This window comes from Acidimicrobiales bacterium, assembly GCA_033344915.1.
Lineage (GTDB): Bacteria > Actinomycetota > Acidimicrobiia > Acidimicrobiales > Aldehydirespiratoraceae > JAJRXC01.
The window spans coordinates 3,060,500-3,075,998 of the sequence record JAWPML010000001.1 but is presented as its reverse complement, the minus strand read 5'-3'; the positions used below and the strand labels follow the sequence as shown (position 1 = coordinate 3,075,998).

Annotated in this window: 15 protein-coding genes; 9 read left to right on the top strand and 6 right to left on the bottom strand. The window is 71.8% G+C overall.

Annotated elements, in window-relative coordinates; translation table 11 throughout:
• Both R8F63_14710 and R8F63_14705 read right to left on the bottom strand, forming a co-directional pair.
• A complete protein-coding gene (locus R8F63_14710) occupies window positions 1-1,047 on the bottom strand; it encodes a glycosyltransferase (GenBank protein ID MDW3219863.1) in 1,047 nt (348 codons plus the stop codon).
• Window positions 1,048-1,052: 5 nt separating this feature from the next.
• Complete coding sequence (locus R8F63_14705; GenBank protein MDW3219862.1) at window positions 1,053-2,315, bottom strand: nucleotide sugar dehydrogenase; 1,263 nt, start codon at window positions 2,313-2,315, stop codon at window positions 1,053-1,055.
• 164 nt (window positions 2,316-2,479) lie between these two features.
• Here R8F63_14705 and R8F63_14700 point away from each other — a divergent pair, with 164 nt between their 5' ends.
• From R8F63_14700 to R8F63_14690, 3 genes are read left to right on the top strand one after another with little or no spacing between them, the layout of a single operon-like run.
• Window positions 2,480-3,445, top strand: a complete 966-nt coding sequence (locus tag R8F63_14700; protein ID MDW3219861.1) for a hypothetical protein — start codon at window positions 2,480-2,482, stop codon at window positions 3,443-3,445.
• Window positions 3,442-5,535, top strand: coding sequence for a hypothetical protein (locus R8F63_14695; protein MDW3219860.1), 2,094 nt, complete (start codon window positions 3,442-3,444; stop codon window positions 5,533-5,535). Before R8F63_14700 ends, R8F63_14695 begins: the two co-directional genes overlap by 4 nt.
• On the top strand, window positions 5,532-6,179 hold the full coding sequence (locus R8F63_14690) for a hypothetical protein (GenBank protein MDW3219859.1): 648 nt from the start codon (window positions 5,532-5,534) through the stop codon (window positions 6,177-6,179). The genes R8F63_14695 and R8F63_14690 overlap by 4 nt, the downstream gene beginning before the upstream one ends.
• On the opposite strand, the gene R8F63_14685 is transcribed toward R8F63_14690, so the two are convergent.
• Both R8F63_14685 and R8F63_14680 read right to left on the bottom strand, forming a co-directional pair.
• Window positions 6,159-6,653: a hypothetical protein gene (locus R8F63_14685; protein MDW3219858.1), complete on the bottom strand. Its 495-nt coding sequence runs from the start codon at window positions 6,651-6,653 to the stop codon at window positions 6,159-6,161. The two genes, R8F63_14690 and R8F63_14685, sit on opposite strands and share 21 nt — an antisense overlap.
• Complete coding sequence (locus R8F63_14680; protein ID MDW3219857.1) at window positions 6,650-7,729, bottom strand: hypothetical protein; 1,080 nt, start codon at window positions 7,727-7,729, stop codon at window positions 6,650-6,652. The genes R8F63_14685 and R8F63_14680 overlap by 4 nt, the downstream gene beginning before the upstream one ends.
• Window positions 7,730-7,824: 95 nt before the next feature.
• Between R8F63_14680 and R8F63_14675 the strand changes: the two genes are divergently transcribed.
• The 3 genes from R8F63_14675 to R8F63_14665 are packed head-to-tail and all read left to right on the top strand — an operon-like array spanning window position 7,825 to window position 10,431.
• A complete protein-coding gene (locus R8F63_14675; GenBank protein ID MDW3219856.1) occupies window positions 7,825-8,649 on the top strand; it encodes an ABC transporter permease in 825 nt (274 codons plus the stop codon).
• Window positions 8,642-9,439 carry an ATP-binding cassette domain-containing protein gene (locus R8F63_14670; GenBank protein ID MDW3219855.1) on the top strand — a complete coding sequence of 266 codons (798 nt, stop codon included), beginning with the start codon at window positions 8,642-8,644 and terminating at the stop codon, window positions 9,437-9,439. The genes R8F63_14675 and R8F63_14670 overlap by 8 nt, the downstream gene beginning before the upstream one ends.
• Entirely contained in the window at window positions 9,439-10,431 is a 993-nt protein-coding gene (locus tag R8F63_14665) for a sulfotransferase (protein MDW3219854.1), read from the top strand. Before R8F63_14670 ends, R8F63_14665 begins: the two co-directional genes overlap by 1 nt.
• On the opposite strand, the gene R8F63_14660 is transcribed toward R8F63_14665, so the two are convergent.
• Entirely contained in the window at window positions 10,432-11,445 is a 1,014-nt protein-coding gene (locus tag R8F63_14660; GenBank protein ID MDW3219853.1) for a hypothetical protein, read from the bottom strand.
• 59 nt (window positions 11,446-11,504) lie between these two features.
• Here R8F63_14660 and guaB point away from each other — a divergent pair, with 59 nt between their 5' ends.
• From guaB to R8F63_14645, 3 genes are read left to right on the top strand one after another with little or no spacing between them, the layout of a single operon-like run.
• Window positions 11,505-12,953, top strand: a complete 1,449-nt coding sequence (gene guaB, locus R8F63_14655; GenBank protein MDW3219852.1) for an IMP dehydrogenase — start codon at window positions 11,505-11,507, stop codon at window positions 12,951-12,953.
• A gap of 2 nt (window positions 12,954-12,955) precedes the next feature.
• Window positions 12,956-13,996: an alpha/beta hydrolase gene (locus R8F63_14650; GenBank protein ID MDW3219851.1), complete on the top strand. Its 1,041-nt coding sequence runs from the start codon at window positions 12,956-12,958 to the stop codon at window positions 13,994-13,996.
• 2 nt (window positions 13,997-13,998) lie between these two features.
• Complete coding sequence (locus tag R8F63_14645; GenBank protein MDW3219850.1) at window positions 13,999-14,769, top strand: DNA-formamidopyrimidine glycosylase family protein; 771 nt, start codon at window positions 13,999-14,001, stop codon at window positions 14,767-14,769.
• Window positions 14,770-14,814: 45 nt separating this feature from the next.
• Here the strand turns inward: R8F63_14645 and R8F63_14640 are convergent, their stop codons facing one another.
• Complete coding sequence (locus R8F63_14640; protein MDW3219849.1) at window positions 14,815-15,450, bottom strand: hypothetical protein; 636 nt, start codon at window positions 15,448-15,450, stop codon at window positions 14,815-14,817.
• Between the last annotated feature and the right edge of the window lie 49 nt (window positions 15,451-15,499).

Genomic DNA, 15,499 nt, shown 5'->3' with positions numbered 1-15,499 from the left:
TCACCCGCCGGCGAGCTCGCGGTAGTAGTCGACCATCCGGGCGCCGTCGATCGCCCAGTTGTGGTGAGCGGCCACCGCGGCGCGGCCGTTGGCGGCGAGGCGGGCCCGCAGCTCGGGGTCGTCGCGGAGGCGCCCGGCCGCGTCGGCCACGGCCCGGGCGTCGTCGAACCCGACGACGATGCCGCAGTCGTGGGTCTCGACCACCTCGACCGCGCTCGGCAGGGGCGTCGTGATCACGGGCACCCCCCGGGCCATGTATTCGAGGATCTTGGTGGGAAGGGAGTGCCGGTAGTTCGGGAGGTCCTGCAGGAGTGAGAGGCCGGCCAGCGCGCCTTCGACCGCGTCGAGGGCGACGTCGTTGGCGACGAACCCCCAGCTCGACAGCCGGGGGGCATCGAGCTCGACCCCGGGGTCGGCGTGGCCGATCACGTCGAGCACGAGATCGTCGGGCATCCGCCGGGCGACCTCCACGAGCACGTCGGCCCCCCGTCCGCTCGACACCCGGCCGAGGTAGACGAGCCGGGTCGTGCCGGGCGGGCGCACCTCGTCGGGGACCCGTACGGAGTTCGGGACGAGCACGGCGTCGGGGTGGCGGTCGCGGTAGCCGGCTTCGGCGATGGTGCGGGGCAGCGAGCGGCCCCGTCGCTCGAGCATCCGGGCCCCGATCGAGCCGATCCCCCGCAGCGGTCCCGGGATCCAGGACTTGTCCCCGATCTGGGCGGCCAGGTCCTCGTGGACGTCCCAGAGCACGGGCCCGGTGATCGCACCGGCGACGAGCAGCAGCTCGGGATCGTGCAGGACCGTCAAGTCGGCACGGGCCGAGGCTTCGCGGAGGACGGGGCGGACGGCCCGCAGGGCGCGGAGCCGATCGCGGCCGCGGGCTCCGGGCACGACGATGCGTTCGAGCCGGTCGTGGCCGGGGCTGGTGTCGCCGTCGGGCGCGACATACGTGACGTCGATGCCGGCCTCGAGCAGCGCCGGGATCTGCCGATGGCGGATGCGGGCATCTTCGGGACGATGCACGATCGTCGCGACGAGCACCCGCACAGCACTCAGAGCCTGACGATGTTGGGTCCCTCGAGGGCGCCGCGGGTGTCGAGGACTGCCGCAGCAGCCGAGAAGTCGGCCTCCTCGAGGATCTGCGAATGGGTCTGGACGAGCACGACGACGTCGGCATCCGCGATCGCGGCGTTGAGGTCAGCGGCCTGGGGCAGCTCCTGCCCGTTGACCTCGAAGCGCTCGACGTGGGGGTCGAAGAAGGACACGTCCGCGCCCATCGCCTGGAGCCGGGTGACGAGCGGTCGAGCCGGGGTCTCGCGCTCATCGGAGATGTCGGCCTTGTAGGTGACCCCGAGGAGGAGGACCTTGGAGCCGTTCACCGGCTTCTTGTGGTCGTTGAGCAGCGTCTGGATCCGGGCCGCGACATAGGCGGGCATCCGGCCGGAGACCTCCTGGGCGAGCTCGACGAACCGGAACTGGTAGCCGAGCGAGCGCACGGCGTAGGAGAGGTAGTTCGGGTCGATGGGAATGCAGTGACCGCCGACCCCCGGGCCGGGGTAGAAGGCCTGGAAGCCGAACGGCTTGGTCTTGGCCGCGTCGATCGCCGCCCACAGGTCGATGTCGAGGTCGTGGCTGAAGATCGCCATCTCGTTGACGAGGGCGATGTTCACGTGGCGGTAGGTGTTCTCCAACAGCTTCGCCATCTCGGCCTCGCGGGTGCCGACGGTCGGTACCACGGTGTCGACGACCTGGCCGTAGAACGCCACGGCGCGCTCGGTGCAAGCGTCGGTGTAGCCACCCACGACCTTCGGCGTGTTGCGCAGGCCGTACTGCGGGTTGCCCGGATCGATGCGCTCGGGCGAGTAGGCGAGGGCGAAGTCGGTGCCGGCCGTCAGACCGCTTCCGGACTCCAGGATCGGCCGAACCACGTCGTCGGTCGTGCCCGGGTAGGTCGTCGACTCGAGGACCACCAGCGTGCCGGCGGTGAGGTTGGCGGCGATCGCCGCCGCGGATGACTCGACGGCGCCGAGGTCCGGCGTCGTGTCGTCGCGCAGCGGGGTGGGCACGCAGATGACGACCACGTCGGCGCCCGCGATGCAGGCCGGGTCGGTGGTCGCCGAGAAGCCGCCGGCGAGCATCGTGGCGATGTCGTCGTCGCTGAGGTCGTCCACGTGGGACGAGCCGTTGTTGAGGCCGTCGACCGCACGGGTGGAGACGTCGAAGCCGGTCACCTGGAGCCCGGAGGCGACCGCCTCCTGGGCGAGGGGAAGGCCCACATAGCCAAGGCCGACGATGACGAGATCCAATTCGGACATGGAGTCGCTTTCCGTGGGGGTTCGGGCGGTCACTCTAGGCCATCACCCTCTCGTTCGGGCGCCTTCGCCAAGGGGTACAGTGGCCGTTCCCGGCCCTCCCTCCGCATGTACGAACGCGTTCTCCCTCCCGTCTCCCAGCTGCCGGCCACCGGGCCGGGGGCCGCGTGACGCCCGAGCTCCTCGGCGAGCTCCACGCCGGCCGACTGGCGTCGGGCGCCCTCGTCGACACCTTGCGCGATCGCGTCGCCTGGGTCTCGGCGCGAGCCGCCGGACTCGTGATCTCCGATCTCGGTGCGGTCCTGCCCGAGGTCACCTCGTGGTCGGACCCCGCGGCCGAGCGCATCACGGCGAGCCTGCGCGACGGTGAGCGGGTCGTCATCGACGTCGATCTCGACGAGCAGCCGACGCTCGGCGCCCGTCTCGCGTTCCTGGACGGTGCCGCCGACATCGTCGACCACGCGGTGTTCGTCGGCCCCCGGAGGGCGACCCGTCACCTCGCCCTCGTGCTGGCCGCCGGAGCCGGCTCGCCCCGCCTCGATCTGTGGGACCGCGTTCCGGCCGACCGGCTCGTCGCCCAACCCGCCGACCCCCACCCGCCCATGGTGTTCCACGTGTCCGTCGGCCGCTCCGGATCGAAGGCCGTGGCCGATGCCCACGGCTTGCTCCACGAACCCGACGGGGCGACGCCGGCGATCGAGAACGTCGCCCGTCGCGCCGCGGGCCAGGCCCTCTACGGCGAGACGAGCCACTTCTGGAAGGGCCTGCTGCCCGAGTTGCGCCGCGCCTATCCGGCCGCGCAGATCGTCCACCTCGTGCGCGACGGGCGCTCGGTCGTGAAGTCCTTCCAGGCCCGCTCGCTCTACGCCGATGTGCCCGGCGATCTCGGCTATCGCAATCAGGTGCTTCCCGTCCACACGCCGGAGATGGGGCGGTTCGAGCGCATCTGTTGGTACTGGCGGTACTGGAACGAGGAGATCGCGAACCACGCCGCCACCTGCTTGCGCCTGGAGGATCTCGATCTGCCGGCCCGGGTCAACGCCGGCTCGTCGCCCGCCCCGTGGGTTGACGACGAGACGGAGGTGTTCGAGCGGGTGTGCGGCGAGCTGATGGCTCGTCTGGGGTACGAGTGACCCCGTCGACCGACGGTGCCCTGCGGTGGGACGCGGAGCTCCACGCCGCGTACGCCCGACGGGTGTCCGGCCCGGTGCGCGATCGGGTGAACACCGCCATCGATCGGGAGATCGACCGCCTCGCTCAGGTCGACGACGGCGGGAGCGAGCCGGAGGTCGTCGCCCTGACCCTCGGGCCCGGTCCCGGCTTCGTCCGGTTGCGCAGCACCCCGGGGAACGATGCGGACATCTCGCTCGGCCATCCGGCGGCGGAGGGGGCCGAGATCGCGGCGGTGCTCGGGCGGGCCTCGCAGGTCGTGTTCGTCCCGGTCGCCGACGCGCTCCCCGCGCTCGTCGCTCGACTCGACGGTCCGTCGCCGTCCGCCGACGAGATCGACCGTCGCTGGGATCGGCTCGTCGCCGCGGCGGCGACCCGCCTGCACGAGTTGGCCGCCGCGGACGCCGAGATCACGGCCCATCGCCGCGCGGTGGACCGGACCCGCGCCGACGAGGCGACGGAACTGGACGAGATCGAGGCCCGACTCGCCGTCGTGGAGGCGGCCTTGCCCGCCGGCGAGCCGCCGGCGCGCGTCGCCCGCCGGCCCTACCAACTCGGTGAGCGCCTCGCCGCGGTCGAGGCGCGGCGGGCGGACGACTCGGGTCCCCGCGAGGCCGCGGATCTCGTTGACCTCTGGGAGGCGGCGTTCGCGGCCGCCGGCGTGTCGACCGCCGCCCGCGACGCACGCCTCGCGGTGCCGCAGGACGCGATGCGCAAGCGGTACCCGTCGCACGCCGTGCGTGTCGCCCGCGCGTTGTATGCGACCCGTCGCCGGCCGTTGGCGATCATCGGCGCCGTCCGTCCGTTCGTCGGCGGTCTGCTCCGGCGCCGCCGCGACCATCTCGCCCCGCCGGCGGTCCCCTCGGTGCCGCTCGCCGTCATCGGCGCCACCGCCCTCGCATCCGGGCCCGACGTCGGCCGGCTCACGCCGCACGAGGATCCGGCGGTGGCCCCCGTCGTCGTGGTGGTCGGTGCCACCCGGGCCGACGACGCGCCCGCCGTCGTTCGGGTGCTGCGTTCGCTGCGGGCGGCCGGGACGCGGGTCGTCGCGGCGCCGGAGGCGACGGACCTCGCCGCGGATCTCGTGGACCTCGCGGTGACCGACGACCCGGTCGCCGCCGATCGCTGGGCGCATGCCGGGGTGGCCGTGCGCCACACGCCGACGATCACACCGGACGACGCCTACGCGTTCTGGCAGCCGCCGGCGGTCGATCGACTCGTCGTGCCGATCGTCGCCGTGGACACCGACGACGCCTGGTGGGCCGACTTCACCGAGGCGGTCGAGTCCGGTGCCGTGATCGCGGCGCGGCCGGAGGTCGCCGCCGCGCTCGGTGTCATCGCGGAACCGCTCACCTCCGTCTTCGACGGCTCGACACCGGTGCTCTCCAGCTCGCTGTGCGGCGGCAGCGTCAACCGGGCCCGGATCCATGCGGTGGCCGCCGCGATGGGGACGACGCCCCGTGCCCTGGGCTCCTCGATCGACGCCGTCGACGAGTTCGCGGCAGCCGGCCCGGCGCGGACCGCGGCGGTGGCCGAGGTCGTCGGTGCCGCAACGGCGACGACGGCGGTGATCGCGATCGGCGACGGGGGTCTCCCCGACGACGCCGAACGGTTCGCCGACGCGATGACCACCGCGTCGGCCGGCTGGGTGCTGCTGCGGCCCGCCGAGCTCTACTGCGCCGACGGGGCCGCCGACGCGATCGAAGCCGTGCGGGTCCGGGTCGGTGCCGATGTGGTCGCGGCCGGTCCCGCCCTCGTGCACGTCACCGAACTCGGCGTCGATCTCGAGCTGGACGGGCGGGCCGATGACGCGTTCCTCCAGCGATCGGGCCCGACCACGCTGCTGTTGCCGACCGACGTCGCCCGCCGGCTGCGACTGCGGCCCGGGCCCGACGTGATCGCCCGTGCCTTCGCCGCCTCTGTTCGGGCCGGGCTCGTCGTGTACTCGACGGTCCTGCCCGAGATCGCCACCGAGCTGGGGCCCATCGACGACACGAACGAGCGGGCGTACGCCGAAGCCTTCGAGAACCTGGATCGGATCGTGGAGTCGTGACGCTCGCCGTCCCGTCCGAGGTCCGACTGGTGGCCGCCCGCCTGATGGACGTGCCGGTGGACGCCGCCCCGGTGCTCACCGAACCCGCCGCGGTCGCCGACCCGGCGGGGCCGACCGCCCTCGCGATGTCGATCACGGATCAGCCCGAGCTGGTGGCCTGGCTCGTCAGCCCGGCGTCGGTCGATGCCGGTGTGGCCCACACCGAGATCCTGCCCGACGACCACGGCACGGATGTGTGGATCGTCGCGCTGGTCGGCCCCGGTGGCGAAACGCTCTCGGTGCGCCGCGAACGGGTCTGGGAGGCCCTGCAGGCCCTCGTTCGGCGGCGCACGGACGCGGTGCGGGCCGATGCCGAGGCGCTGACCCTGCGCTCGACCGGCGGCGACGTGACCGTCGACGCCGCCCGGGCGCCGATGGTGCAGGATCTCGAGCGGGTCCGTCGGCGGCGCCGTGACGAACCGGTCGACCTCGCGGCTGTGGACCGACTGCATGCCGCCGTCACCGCGGTCGCCGGGCCGGCACCACCGGAGCATCCGGCGTGGTTGCCGATCGTCACGGCGGGACCGCCGCCGCGGCGGCGACCGACTCGCCTGGTGCGGGCGTTGGCCCGGCTGTTCGGGGAGTCAGACGTCGTTGCGCAATGACTGGTCGCGCAATGACTGGTCGCGCAATGATCGGTCGAGCGGGCCCTCGATCCCGTAGGCCGCGCGGATCTCGGCGAGGCGACGGTCGATGAACGCCTCGTAGCGTTCGTCGCCGGCGTACCACGGCGTGACAGCGGTCGGCGGGGGCACGTACTCGAACGAGATACCCAGCGACCGCAGCCCGAGGAAGTCGGGTCGGTCGATCAACAGGATGCGTCGCGCCGGATCGGGGCCGGCCGCGATCCGCTCCGCCATCCGATCGAGCGTCTCGAGATCCACGCCCCGGGCATCGACCAGCGTGACCGGTCCCGTCCCGGGCAGGATCAGCGGATCCGGCGGGCGCCGCAGGTCCTGTTGCAGCCGCACCCTCGACACGACCGTGGCGATGGCGGTCGACGCGCGCTTCGGGAGCAGCTTCAGCCCGCGGCGGTAGACGCGGCGGGCCCATCCGATGGCGGTGCGGCGGACGGTCACAGACCGGCCCACATCATGATCGCGTCGGCGGCGCCGGACCCGCCGTCCGCCGGCGGGAGCGCAGCCATCGTGTCGCGCATCCGGGCCTGTTCGGCCGGGTCGGCCAGCTGCTCGACCACCCCTTCGATCGCGACCTCCTCCGTCTCGCTCCACCGCAGTCCGACGCCGGCGTCGTGGGCGAAGCGGGCCCGCGCGCCCTGGTCGTCCATCTTCGTGTTGAGGTTCGGGATGAACAGCGTCGGCAGGCGCAGCGACAGCGCCTCGTGGAAGGAGTTGTAGCCCGAGGCCATGAAGGAGAGGTCGAACGCATCGACGTACCAGGCCAGCGGGTAGCGCTGGACCCGCACGACGTCGGGCGGCAGTTCGACCGGGTCGCGCACGAGAATGCTCTCGGCGACGGCGATCTGGATGTCGTCGCGCCGGCGCAGCGCCGACATGACCTTCCCGCTCAGCGACGCGACGTCGTTGATCTGGCCGGCGCCGAGTTGGAGGAGGGCGGCGGGGCGGTCCGGGTCCAGTCCGAGTTCGGCGCGGGCCGCGGTACGGGGGATGACCGCGTCCGGGGTGCCGAACGTGATCGGGCCGACCTCGAGCGACTCGTCGCGGCGACGGGCCGTGAGGCCGATGTCGTAGTCGCGGGCGTACTCGCCGGGCTCGAGGATCAGCGAGAAGCTGTCGGTGCGGTCGATCGCCGCGTGGCCCGCGCCGTCGCGCCACATGCCGCGCCGGCACCACACCCAGTGCCGGTCGGGATGGTCCCGGGCGGCCTTGCACAGACCGCTGTAGGGGTGGGACCCGTCGAAGACGATCACCGACGGTTGGTAGAGCTCGATCATTCCCGCGAGCCGTCGCGCGTAGAAGGCATTCCACTCGCTGCCACTCACGTGGCCGTACTCCGGCGAACGGACGAACTCGGTGTGGAACCCGTGTTCGACCGGGATCGCAACCGCTTGAGAGAGCGTGAAGATGATGACGTCGGCGCGCGATTCCAGTTCGCGCGCGATCGCCATCATGCGCGACAGGTGACCGAGGCCGACGCCATTCGCCGTGCACAACATCACACATGGGCGGTCCACGCGGTCTCCCTCCGTCCAAAGCGACCTCACGTTACCGTCGCGGATCGGGGCCCCTGCGGGCAGCCGCTAGCCTCTCGGCGCATGGCGAGGACCACATGACTGCGCTGCGTGACGTCGGGGAGGTGCCTTCCACCGCGGCCTACCTGCGGGAGAGTTGGCGATATCGCGACTTCACGACCTCGTTGGCGCGCGCCGACGCCCGGGCGCATCATGTCGACACCGCGCTGGGAAGCCTGTGGCAGATCCTCAATCCGACATTGCTCGTCGGGGTCTACTACCTCATCTTCGGCGTGCTCTTCGACGTGACCCGGGGACTCGACAACTATCTGGGGTTCCTCGTCATCGGCGTGTTCATGTTCACGTTCACCCGCAAGTCGATGTCGTCGGGCGCCCGGGCGATCCTGAACAACCGGTCGCTGCTGCAGAGCATCCGGTTCCCCCGGGTGGTGCTGCCGATCGCCACGGTGCTCGCCGAGCTGCTCATCTTCCTCCCCTCGATCATCGTCATCGTCGCCGTCGTCATCGCGACCGGTGAACCGTTCGCCCTGACGTGGTTCCTGCTCGTGCCGCTGGTGCTGGTGCAGCTCGTGTTCAACGCGGGGCTGGCTCTGGCGGCGTCACGGGCGACGGTTCGTTTCCGCGACCTCGACGAACTGCTGCCCTTTCTGCTGCGGCTGTGGTTCTACATGTCTGGCGTGCTGTATCCGATCAGCCGGGTGGAGGACAAGCTCGGTGACGAGTGGCGCGTCCTCTTCGAGGCCAATCCGGCCAACGTGTACCTCACCATCGGGCGCGACGCCCTGCTCGAGGGGACCACCTCCGGGTGGCGGTGGTTGGTCGGGATCGTGTGGGCGGTCGGCATCGTGATCGTCGCGCTCTGGTTCTTCCGTCGTCACGAGCTGGAGTACGGCGGTGTCTGAGCCCACTCCGGCCGTGGTCGTGGAGAACGTCCAGGTGGCCTACCGCGTCGCCGGCCGCCAGTCGCGCAAGGCGAAACGGGCGGCGGCGACCTCCACCGACCGCGGTCGGTTCGTGATCGCGGTCGACGACGTGTCGTTCACCGCCTACGAGGGCCAGACGGTCGGCGTCATCGGCCGGAACGGTTCGGGAAAGAGCTCCCTGCTGCGCGCCGTCGCCGGACTCATGCCGGTGCGGGCCGGATCGATCCAGGTGACCGACTTCCCGGTCCTGCTCGGGGTCGGCGCCGCATTGAAGGGTGATCTCACCGGCCGGGAGAACATCGTGCTGGGAGGAACGGCACTCGGCGCGAGCCGCAAGTCCATGCTCGATCAGCTCGACGAGATCATCGAGTTCGCCGGTATCGACCACGCGATCGACCGCCCCTTCAAGACGTACTCGTCGGGGATGAAGGCCCGGTTGCAGTTCGCGGTGTCCACGGCGGTCCAACCTCGCATCCTCCTCGTGGACGAGGCGCTCGCCGTCGGCGACGAGGAGTTCAAGGACCGCAGCAACGAGCGGGTGTCGCAGCTCGTCGACGGCGCGTCCACGGTGTTCCTGGTGAGCCACTCGCTGTCGACGATCAAGCGCCGGTGCGATGTCGCACTCTGGATCGACGCGGGCCGCCAGGTGATGTGGGGCGACGCCGGCGAGGTGGTCACGGCTTACCGCGAGGACATGGTCGAGCGCCGCGCCCGGCGCGCCGCTCAGGCCGAGAAGCGCGCGGCCGAGCAGGAGGACCGGGAGGACTGATGGCCGACGACGAGCGTTCCCTCCGCCGGACCGTTGCCGACCTCGAGCAGGAGGTGAACTACCTCCGCGCCCGGCTCCGCCGAGCCGAGGCGGATGCCGACGAGATCGACGACGCCGCGCCCGGACCGTTCTTCGTCGGGGGCACGGGTCGCAGCGGCACCTGGATGCTCGGTCGTCTGCTGGGCCAGCACCCCGACGTCGCCGTCATCCGCACCGAGCTGCGGTTCCACTCCTCGGAGGGTGGGTTCGGCCGAGTGTTGCGCGGCGAGGAGAGCATCGACGAGTTCACTGACCGGGTCCGGTCGCGTTGGTACGGCATCGCCGGCGCGAGCGGCAGCCCGAAAGGGCTGCTCCTCCTCGCCACGTCGGGCGAGCTCAGCGAGGCGACCAAACGACTCCGCGCCGACGGCGGCGATCCCGCCAGTGCGCTGCGCGCCTTCGCGCACCGGTTGGTCGACCCGTACGCCCACGGTCGCGGGGCCCGCACCTGGGTGGAGACGACCCCGGACAACACCGCGGCCACGGACGTCCTTCTGCAGGTGTTCCCCCGCGCCCGGGTGTTCGACATCGTCCGTGACGGGCGCGACGTCGCCGCGAGCGTGGTGACCATGGCCTGGGGCCCGGACTCGCCCGACGACGCCCTCGACTGGTGGGCCGCCCGGGTGCGGGCCGGCCACGCCGCGATGGCGCGAGCCGATGCGGACCGGGTCATGCGGGTGCGCTTCGAGGAGTTCGCCCTCACTCACCGCGAGCAACGCCTCGACGAGGTACTTGCGTGCGCGGGGTTCGAACGGACGAAGGCGATCGAGCGCTACTTCGCCCGCGCCGTCGATCCCGAGAAGGCACACACCGGCCGGTGGCGGGCGGAGATGTCGTCCGCCCGCGCGGCCGCGTTCGACGCCCGCTATCGGGATCTCTACCGCGAGCTCGAGGACGAAGGAGTCGCGGGTCTGCCGATCACGCCGGACGACGCGGACCGGCTCGGCGTCTGATCAGGTGCCCTCGGGGCACGCCGCCGCGCGATAGGCCGGGTAGGCCCGGTCCGTGGCCACCCAGCAGGGCAGCTCGGACACCGTCGAGGTCACCGTCGCCCAGGCGCTGACGAGCGGGAGCCCGCAGGCGTCCACCGTCGCTTCGTCGAGCGACGAGACCAACGCCTGGAACTCGTCGAGGCTCGGCGGGTCCGACGCGGCGGCGATGAAGTCGTCGACCAGCGCTCGGGTGACGGCGTCGAGCCCGGCCACCGCGAGCCGGAGCCGGTCGTAGTCGGGGATCGCCCCGTTCGGGGTCGGCCCGTCGAGGAAGAGCGATGCCACGGCAACGCATTCGGGCGTGTCCGTGAGGACGAATGTGTCCGGCGGTGGTGGGGCGTCGGGATCCACCCGGTCGATCGAGATCTCCCGCGGTTCACCGGCCGGTCGCCATTCCCCGTCCACGACCTGCACGATCAGGGAGGTCACACAGTCGACCGCGAGGTGGTTCCCGTCATTGCTCCAGCACGGCAGGTGCCGCGGCAGATCGTCGGTGCTGCAGGTGCCGGGTTCGCCGGCGAGGGTGTAGGCGGCGATCGGAATCTCGAGCTCGAGATGGCAATCGCCGAAGCCCGTCGCGGCGTACATCGCGCTGAACGCGGGAATGTCGCAGGCCGCGCTCGTGGCCTCGTCGAGCTCGGCCGCCGCCTCGACGAGAAGGTCGTGCAGCTGCACGGAGGCCCGGTGTTCGCTCAACGACTCGTCGGCGAGGGTGGTCTCGATCGCGACGATCGTCGGTAGCGCACCGGTCGCCCCGGCGAGCGCGCCGAGCCGGGCGAGTTCGTCGAGGACGACCTGCAGATCGGCTTGGTCGGCGAGGGACCCGAGCGCGAGTTCGGCGACGTCGCCGCACAACGCGTCGGTGAGGACCTCCTCGTCCGTGGCGACGCGGTCGACCGACCAGGCATCGGGGGGTTGCGGTGCGGCACAGGACGCGGCAACGACCAGGCCCGCGATCCACAGCTTCCACGTCATGTCTCATCATCGGCGGGCACGATCCCGTCTCAAGTCATCCGAGCGTCTATCGTGACCAGATGAACGACGAGATCTTCGCTGGCGCGGAAGCGCTCACCTTCGACGATGTGCTCGTGGTTCCCGGCTGGAGCGAGGTCCTGCCCTCCGAGGTCGACACCTCCACCTCTCTCGCCGGGATCGAACTGCGGGTTCCGCTCATGTCCGCGGCGATGGACACGGTCACCGAATCCCCACTCGCGATCGCGATCGCGCGCGCCGGTGGGATCGGTGTGCTCCACCGAAACTTCTCGATCGAGGAGCAGGCCGACGAGGTCGACCGGGTCAAGCGGGCCCAGGCCGGCATGATCTCCGCGCCGATCAGCCTCCCGCCCACGGCCACCCTCGACGATGCCGAGGCGCTCATGCACCGCCACCGCATCAGCGGCGTCCCGATCTGTGAGCCCGACGGGCGCCTCGCCGGCATCCTCACCAACCGCGACATCCGGTTCTGCACGGCCGACGAGTACGCGAAGCCGGTCACCGAGTTCATGACCCCCGCGCCGCTGGTCACCGCGCCGGTGGGCACCGCGATCGAGGATGCGGTGGCGATCCTGCACAAGCATCGGATCGAGAAGCTCCCCCTGGTCGACGACGATGGCCGCCTGGCCGGTCTCATCACGGTGAAGGACATCACGAAGCGCATCGAGAACCCGGACTCGACGCTCGACGGCGACGGCCGGCTCCGGGTCGCGGCCGCCGTGGGTGTCACCGACACCGCCGAACGCACCGAGGCCCTGGAGGCGATGGGGGTCGACATGCTCGTCATCGACACCGCCCACGGCCACACGCAGGGTGTCGTGGATGCCGTCCGCACGATCAAGAAGGGCTGGCCCGACCTCCCCGTCGTGGGCGGCAACGTCGTCACCCGCCAGGGGGTCGAGACCCTCGCCGAGGCTGGTGCCGACGTCATCAAGATCGGCGTCGGGGCGGGCAGCATCTGCACGACACGCGTCGTCGCCGGGGCGGGCATGCCCCAGATGACGGCGATCCACGAGTGCGCGGCGGCGGCTCGTGACCTCGGCGTGCCCGTGATCGCCGACGGCGGCGTGGTCACTTCCGGCGACATCGTGAAGGCCTTCGTCGCCGGCGCCGACTGTGTGATGCTCGGCAACCTGCTGGCCGGCGTCGACGAGGCACCGGGAGACCTCGAGCTCGTCGACGGCGCGATGTGGAAGACCTACCGGGGCATGGGTTCGGCCGGCGCGATGCGGGGTCGGGCCACGGACCGCTACGGCACCGGCCAGGCACCGGGAAAGCATGTCGCCGAGGGGGTCGAGGCCCGCGTGCGCTACGCGGGACCGATGGCCGAGCTGATCGCCCAGACCATGGGTGGGCTCCGCTCGGGCATGGGCTACGCGGGGGCCGCCGATCTCGACGATCTGCGCCACCGCACCCGACTGGTGCGCATCACGGGCGCCGGCCTGCGGGAGAGCCACCCGCACGACGTGGCCGTCCTCCGAGACGAGTAGCCGTGTCCGCCCGCACCCGAATCGCTCGCGCCGCCGCCCGCACCACGAGCCGGCTCCCGAAACGCGTCCTGCGCCGCATGGCCGGCGAACCGCTGGTGATCGACGGCAACACCCTCGACCTCCAGATGCAGGTGTTCGCGGCCGCCGCGCTCAAGCAGATGGCCGGCGATGAACCGACGCCGGAGTCGATGCGGGAGGGGTTCGCGGAGATGGTGAAGATCACCCAGCACGAGCCCGTCGAGTCGGTCTCCACCCATGACCGCACCATCCCCGGGCCCGGCGGGGACCTTCCCGTGCGGATCTACCATCCGACCGCGACCACGGGGGCCGCGCCGGCGATCGTCTGGTACCACCAGGGCGGGTTCGTGATCGGCGATCTCGATTCGGATCACGCCCTGTGCACCACGCTGGCCGAGCGCTGCGGCGCGGTGATCGTGTCGGTCGACTACCGCCTCGCCCCGGAGTACCCGTTCCCGGCCTTCGTCGACGACGGGGTGGCTGCGCACGAGTGGGTCGTCGAACATGCGGAGGGCCTCGGGGTCGACCCGGCCCGGGTCGCCGTCGCCGGCACCTCCGCGGGGGGCATGCTCTCCGCCGTCGTGTGCCAGCAGGCCCGGGGCCGAGGTGTGCGCCAGCCCGTCGCCCAGATCCTGCTCTACCCCGGCATCGACCACACCTACACGGGCGGCAGTCGGGACTCCTGCGCCGAGGTGTTCCCGCTCTCTGCCGACGCGCTGGCGTTCTTCGATCACCACGCCCTCCCGGACCCGAGCGCGGGCACCGATGTCCGGGCGAGCCCCGGTCTCGCCACCGAGCTGTGGGGGTTGGCACCGGCCGTGGTGGTCACGGCGGGCTTCGATCCGATTCGCGACGAGGGCAACGCCTACGCGGAGGCGCTCGCGGCGGCCGGGGTGCCGGTCACGCACCGGTGCGAGACTTCGCTCACCCACTCCTTCACCGTGTTCGGTGGGATCAGCCGGGAAGCGCGTCGCGCGGTGGACCGGGTGGCCGAGGACGTGGCCGCGGTACTCGGCGTCGACTGACGGTGCCCGAGGGCGACACGCTCCACAACCTGGCGCTCCGACTCGGCCCCGCGTTCGACGGTCGCACGCTCACCGACGTGTCGTTCCCGCGGCTGCGGGGCATGGACCGGCTGAAGCCCGGCGACGTGGTCACCGAGGTCCGAGCCCGCGGCAAGTATCTGGAGATCGAGGTGGAGCGGGGTCTGATCCTGCGCACCCACCTGCGGATGACCGGGGCCTGGCACCTCTACGAGCGCGGTGCCCGCTGGCGTCGACCGCGCCATCTCGCCCGGGCCGTGCTCGAGACCGCGGACGCGACGGCGGTGTGTTTCGCGGCCCCGGTGGTCGAGATCGGGCGTCGCGGCGACGGCGCGCTCGATCATCTCGGGCCGGACCTGTGTCGTCCTCCGGTCGACATCGACGAGGTCGTCCGACGGGTCGACGCGTGGGCCGACCCGGATGCCCAGATCGGCGATGTGCTGCTCGATCAGCGGCTCGCGGCGGGAATCGGCAACGTCTACAAGTGCGAGGCCCTGTTCGCCTGTGGTGTCGATCCCCACGTCCGACTCGGCGACGTCGACGCGGCGACCGTGCGAACGTTGTACGAGACCGCCGCCACCCAACTCCAGGCGAACCTCGGACGCTGGCGGCGCGAGACGTTCCGCGGCGGCCTGGCGGTCTACGGCCGACACGGGCAGGGGTGTCGGGTGTGCGGGACCGGGATCAGAACCGCGGATGGTGGGACGCAGGGCCGCACGACGTGGTGGTGCCCCCGCTGCCAGCGGGGCGGCTGAACGCTGCCAGCGGGGCGGCTGAACGCTGCCAGCGGGGCGGCTGAGCTACTGCTGTTGGGCGGCGAGGCGTTCGGCGCCGTGCACGTAGCGGTGCAGCTTGGTGACGGCGAAGCCGGCGTGGAGGTTCACGAGGTGGGGGGTCACGGCGTGCGTCGCCGCGATGGTGCGGCTGTCGTCGCCGGCGCCGATGGAGGTGAGCACCTCGCGCTCGGTGGCCGTGAGGGTCGGCGGGGGGTACAGCGGGTCGGCCGAGCGCTCGGCCCACGCGTCCAGGTCGTGGAGCAGGCGCACGGCCATCCGCGAGAGCAGCAACGCCTCGCCGCGAGCGATGTCGTGGACGGCCCGGGCGACGGTGGCTTCGTCGTCGCTGAGGAGCACGGCGCCCGTCGCGCCGGCGACCATCGTGGTGTAGGCCCGTTCGTCGTCGAGGTGGGTGGCGGCGAGCACGCGCGTGGCCGGCGCCCATTCGCGGAGTCGACGACAGACGGCGCGGGCGTCGACCTCCTCGATCCGGGCGTCGAGTAGGAGGACGTCGGGGAGCTCGGCGAGGACGCGGGCGACGGCGTCGTTGCCGGTGGTCACGTGGTCGATGACGTCGATGCCGTCTCCACGGGGGGCCTGGAGCGCATCGCCGAGACCACGGTCGCCGGCGACCACCACGGTCACAGGGTGAGTTGTCATGGCATGCCCGTCTCGGGTCCGAACCGCTCCATCGGTGGTTCTGTCGGCG

Excerpts from the sequence above, each read along its gene's own strand:
- R8F63_14665 (MDW3219854.1), top strand. The coding sequence starts at position 9,439 with ATGGCCGACGACGAGCGTTCCCTCCGCCGGACCGTTGCCGACCTCGAG.
- R8F63_14675 (MDW3219856.1), top strand. The coding sequence starts at position 7,825 with ATGACTGCGCTGCGTGACGTCGGGGAGGTGCCTTCCACCGCGGCCTAC.
- R8F63_14640 (MDW3219849.1), bottom strand. The coding sequence starts at position 15,450 with ATGACAACTCACCCTGTGACCGTGGTGGTCGCCGGCGACCGTGGTCTC.
- R8F63_14660 (MDW3219853.1), bottom strand. The coding sequence starts at position 11,445 with ATGACGTGGAAGCTGTGGATCGCGGGCCTGGTCGTTGCCGCGTCCTGT.
- guaB (MDW3219852.1), top strand. The coding sequence starts at position 11,505 with ATGAACGACGAGATCTTCGCTGGCGCGGAAGCGCTCACCTTCGACGAT.
- R8F63_14705 (MDW3219862.1), bottom strand. The coding sequence starts at position 2,315 with ATGTCCGAATTGGATCTCGTCATCGTCGGCCTTGGCTATGTGGGCCTT.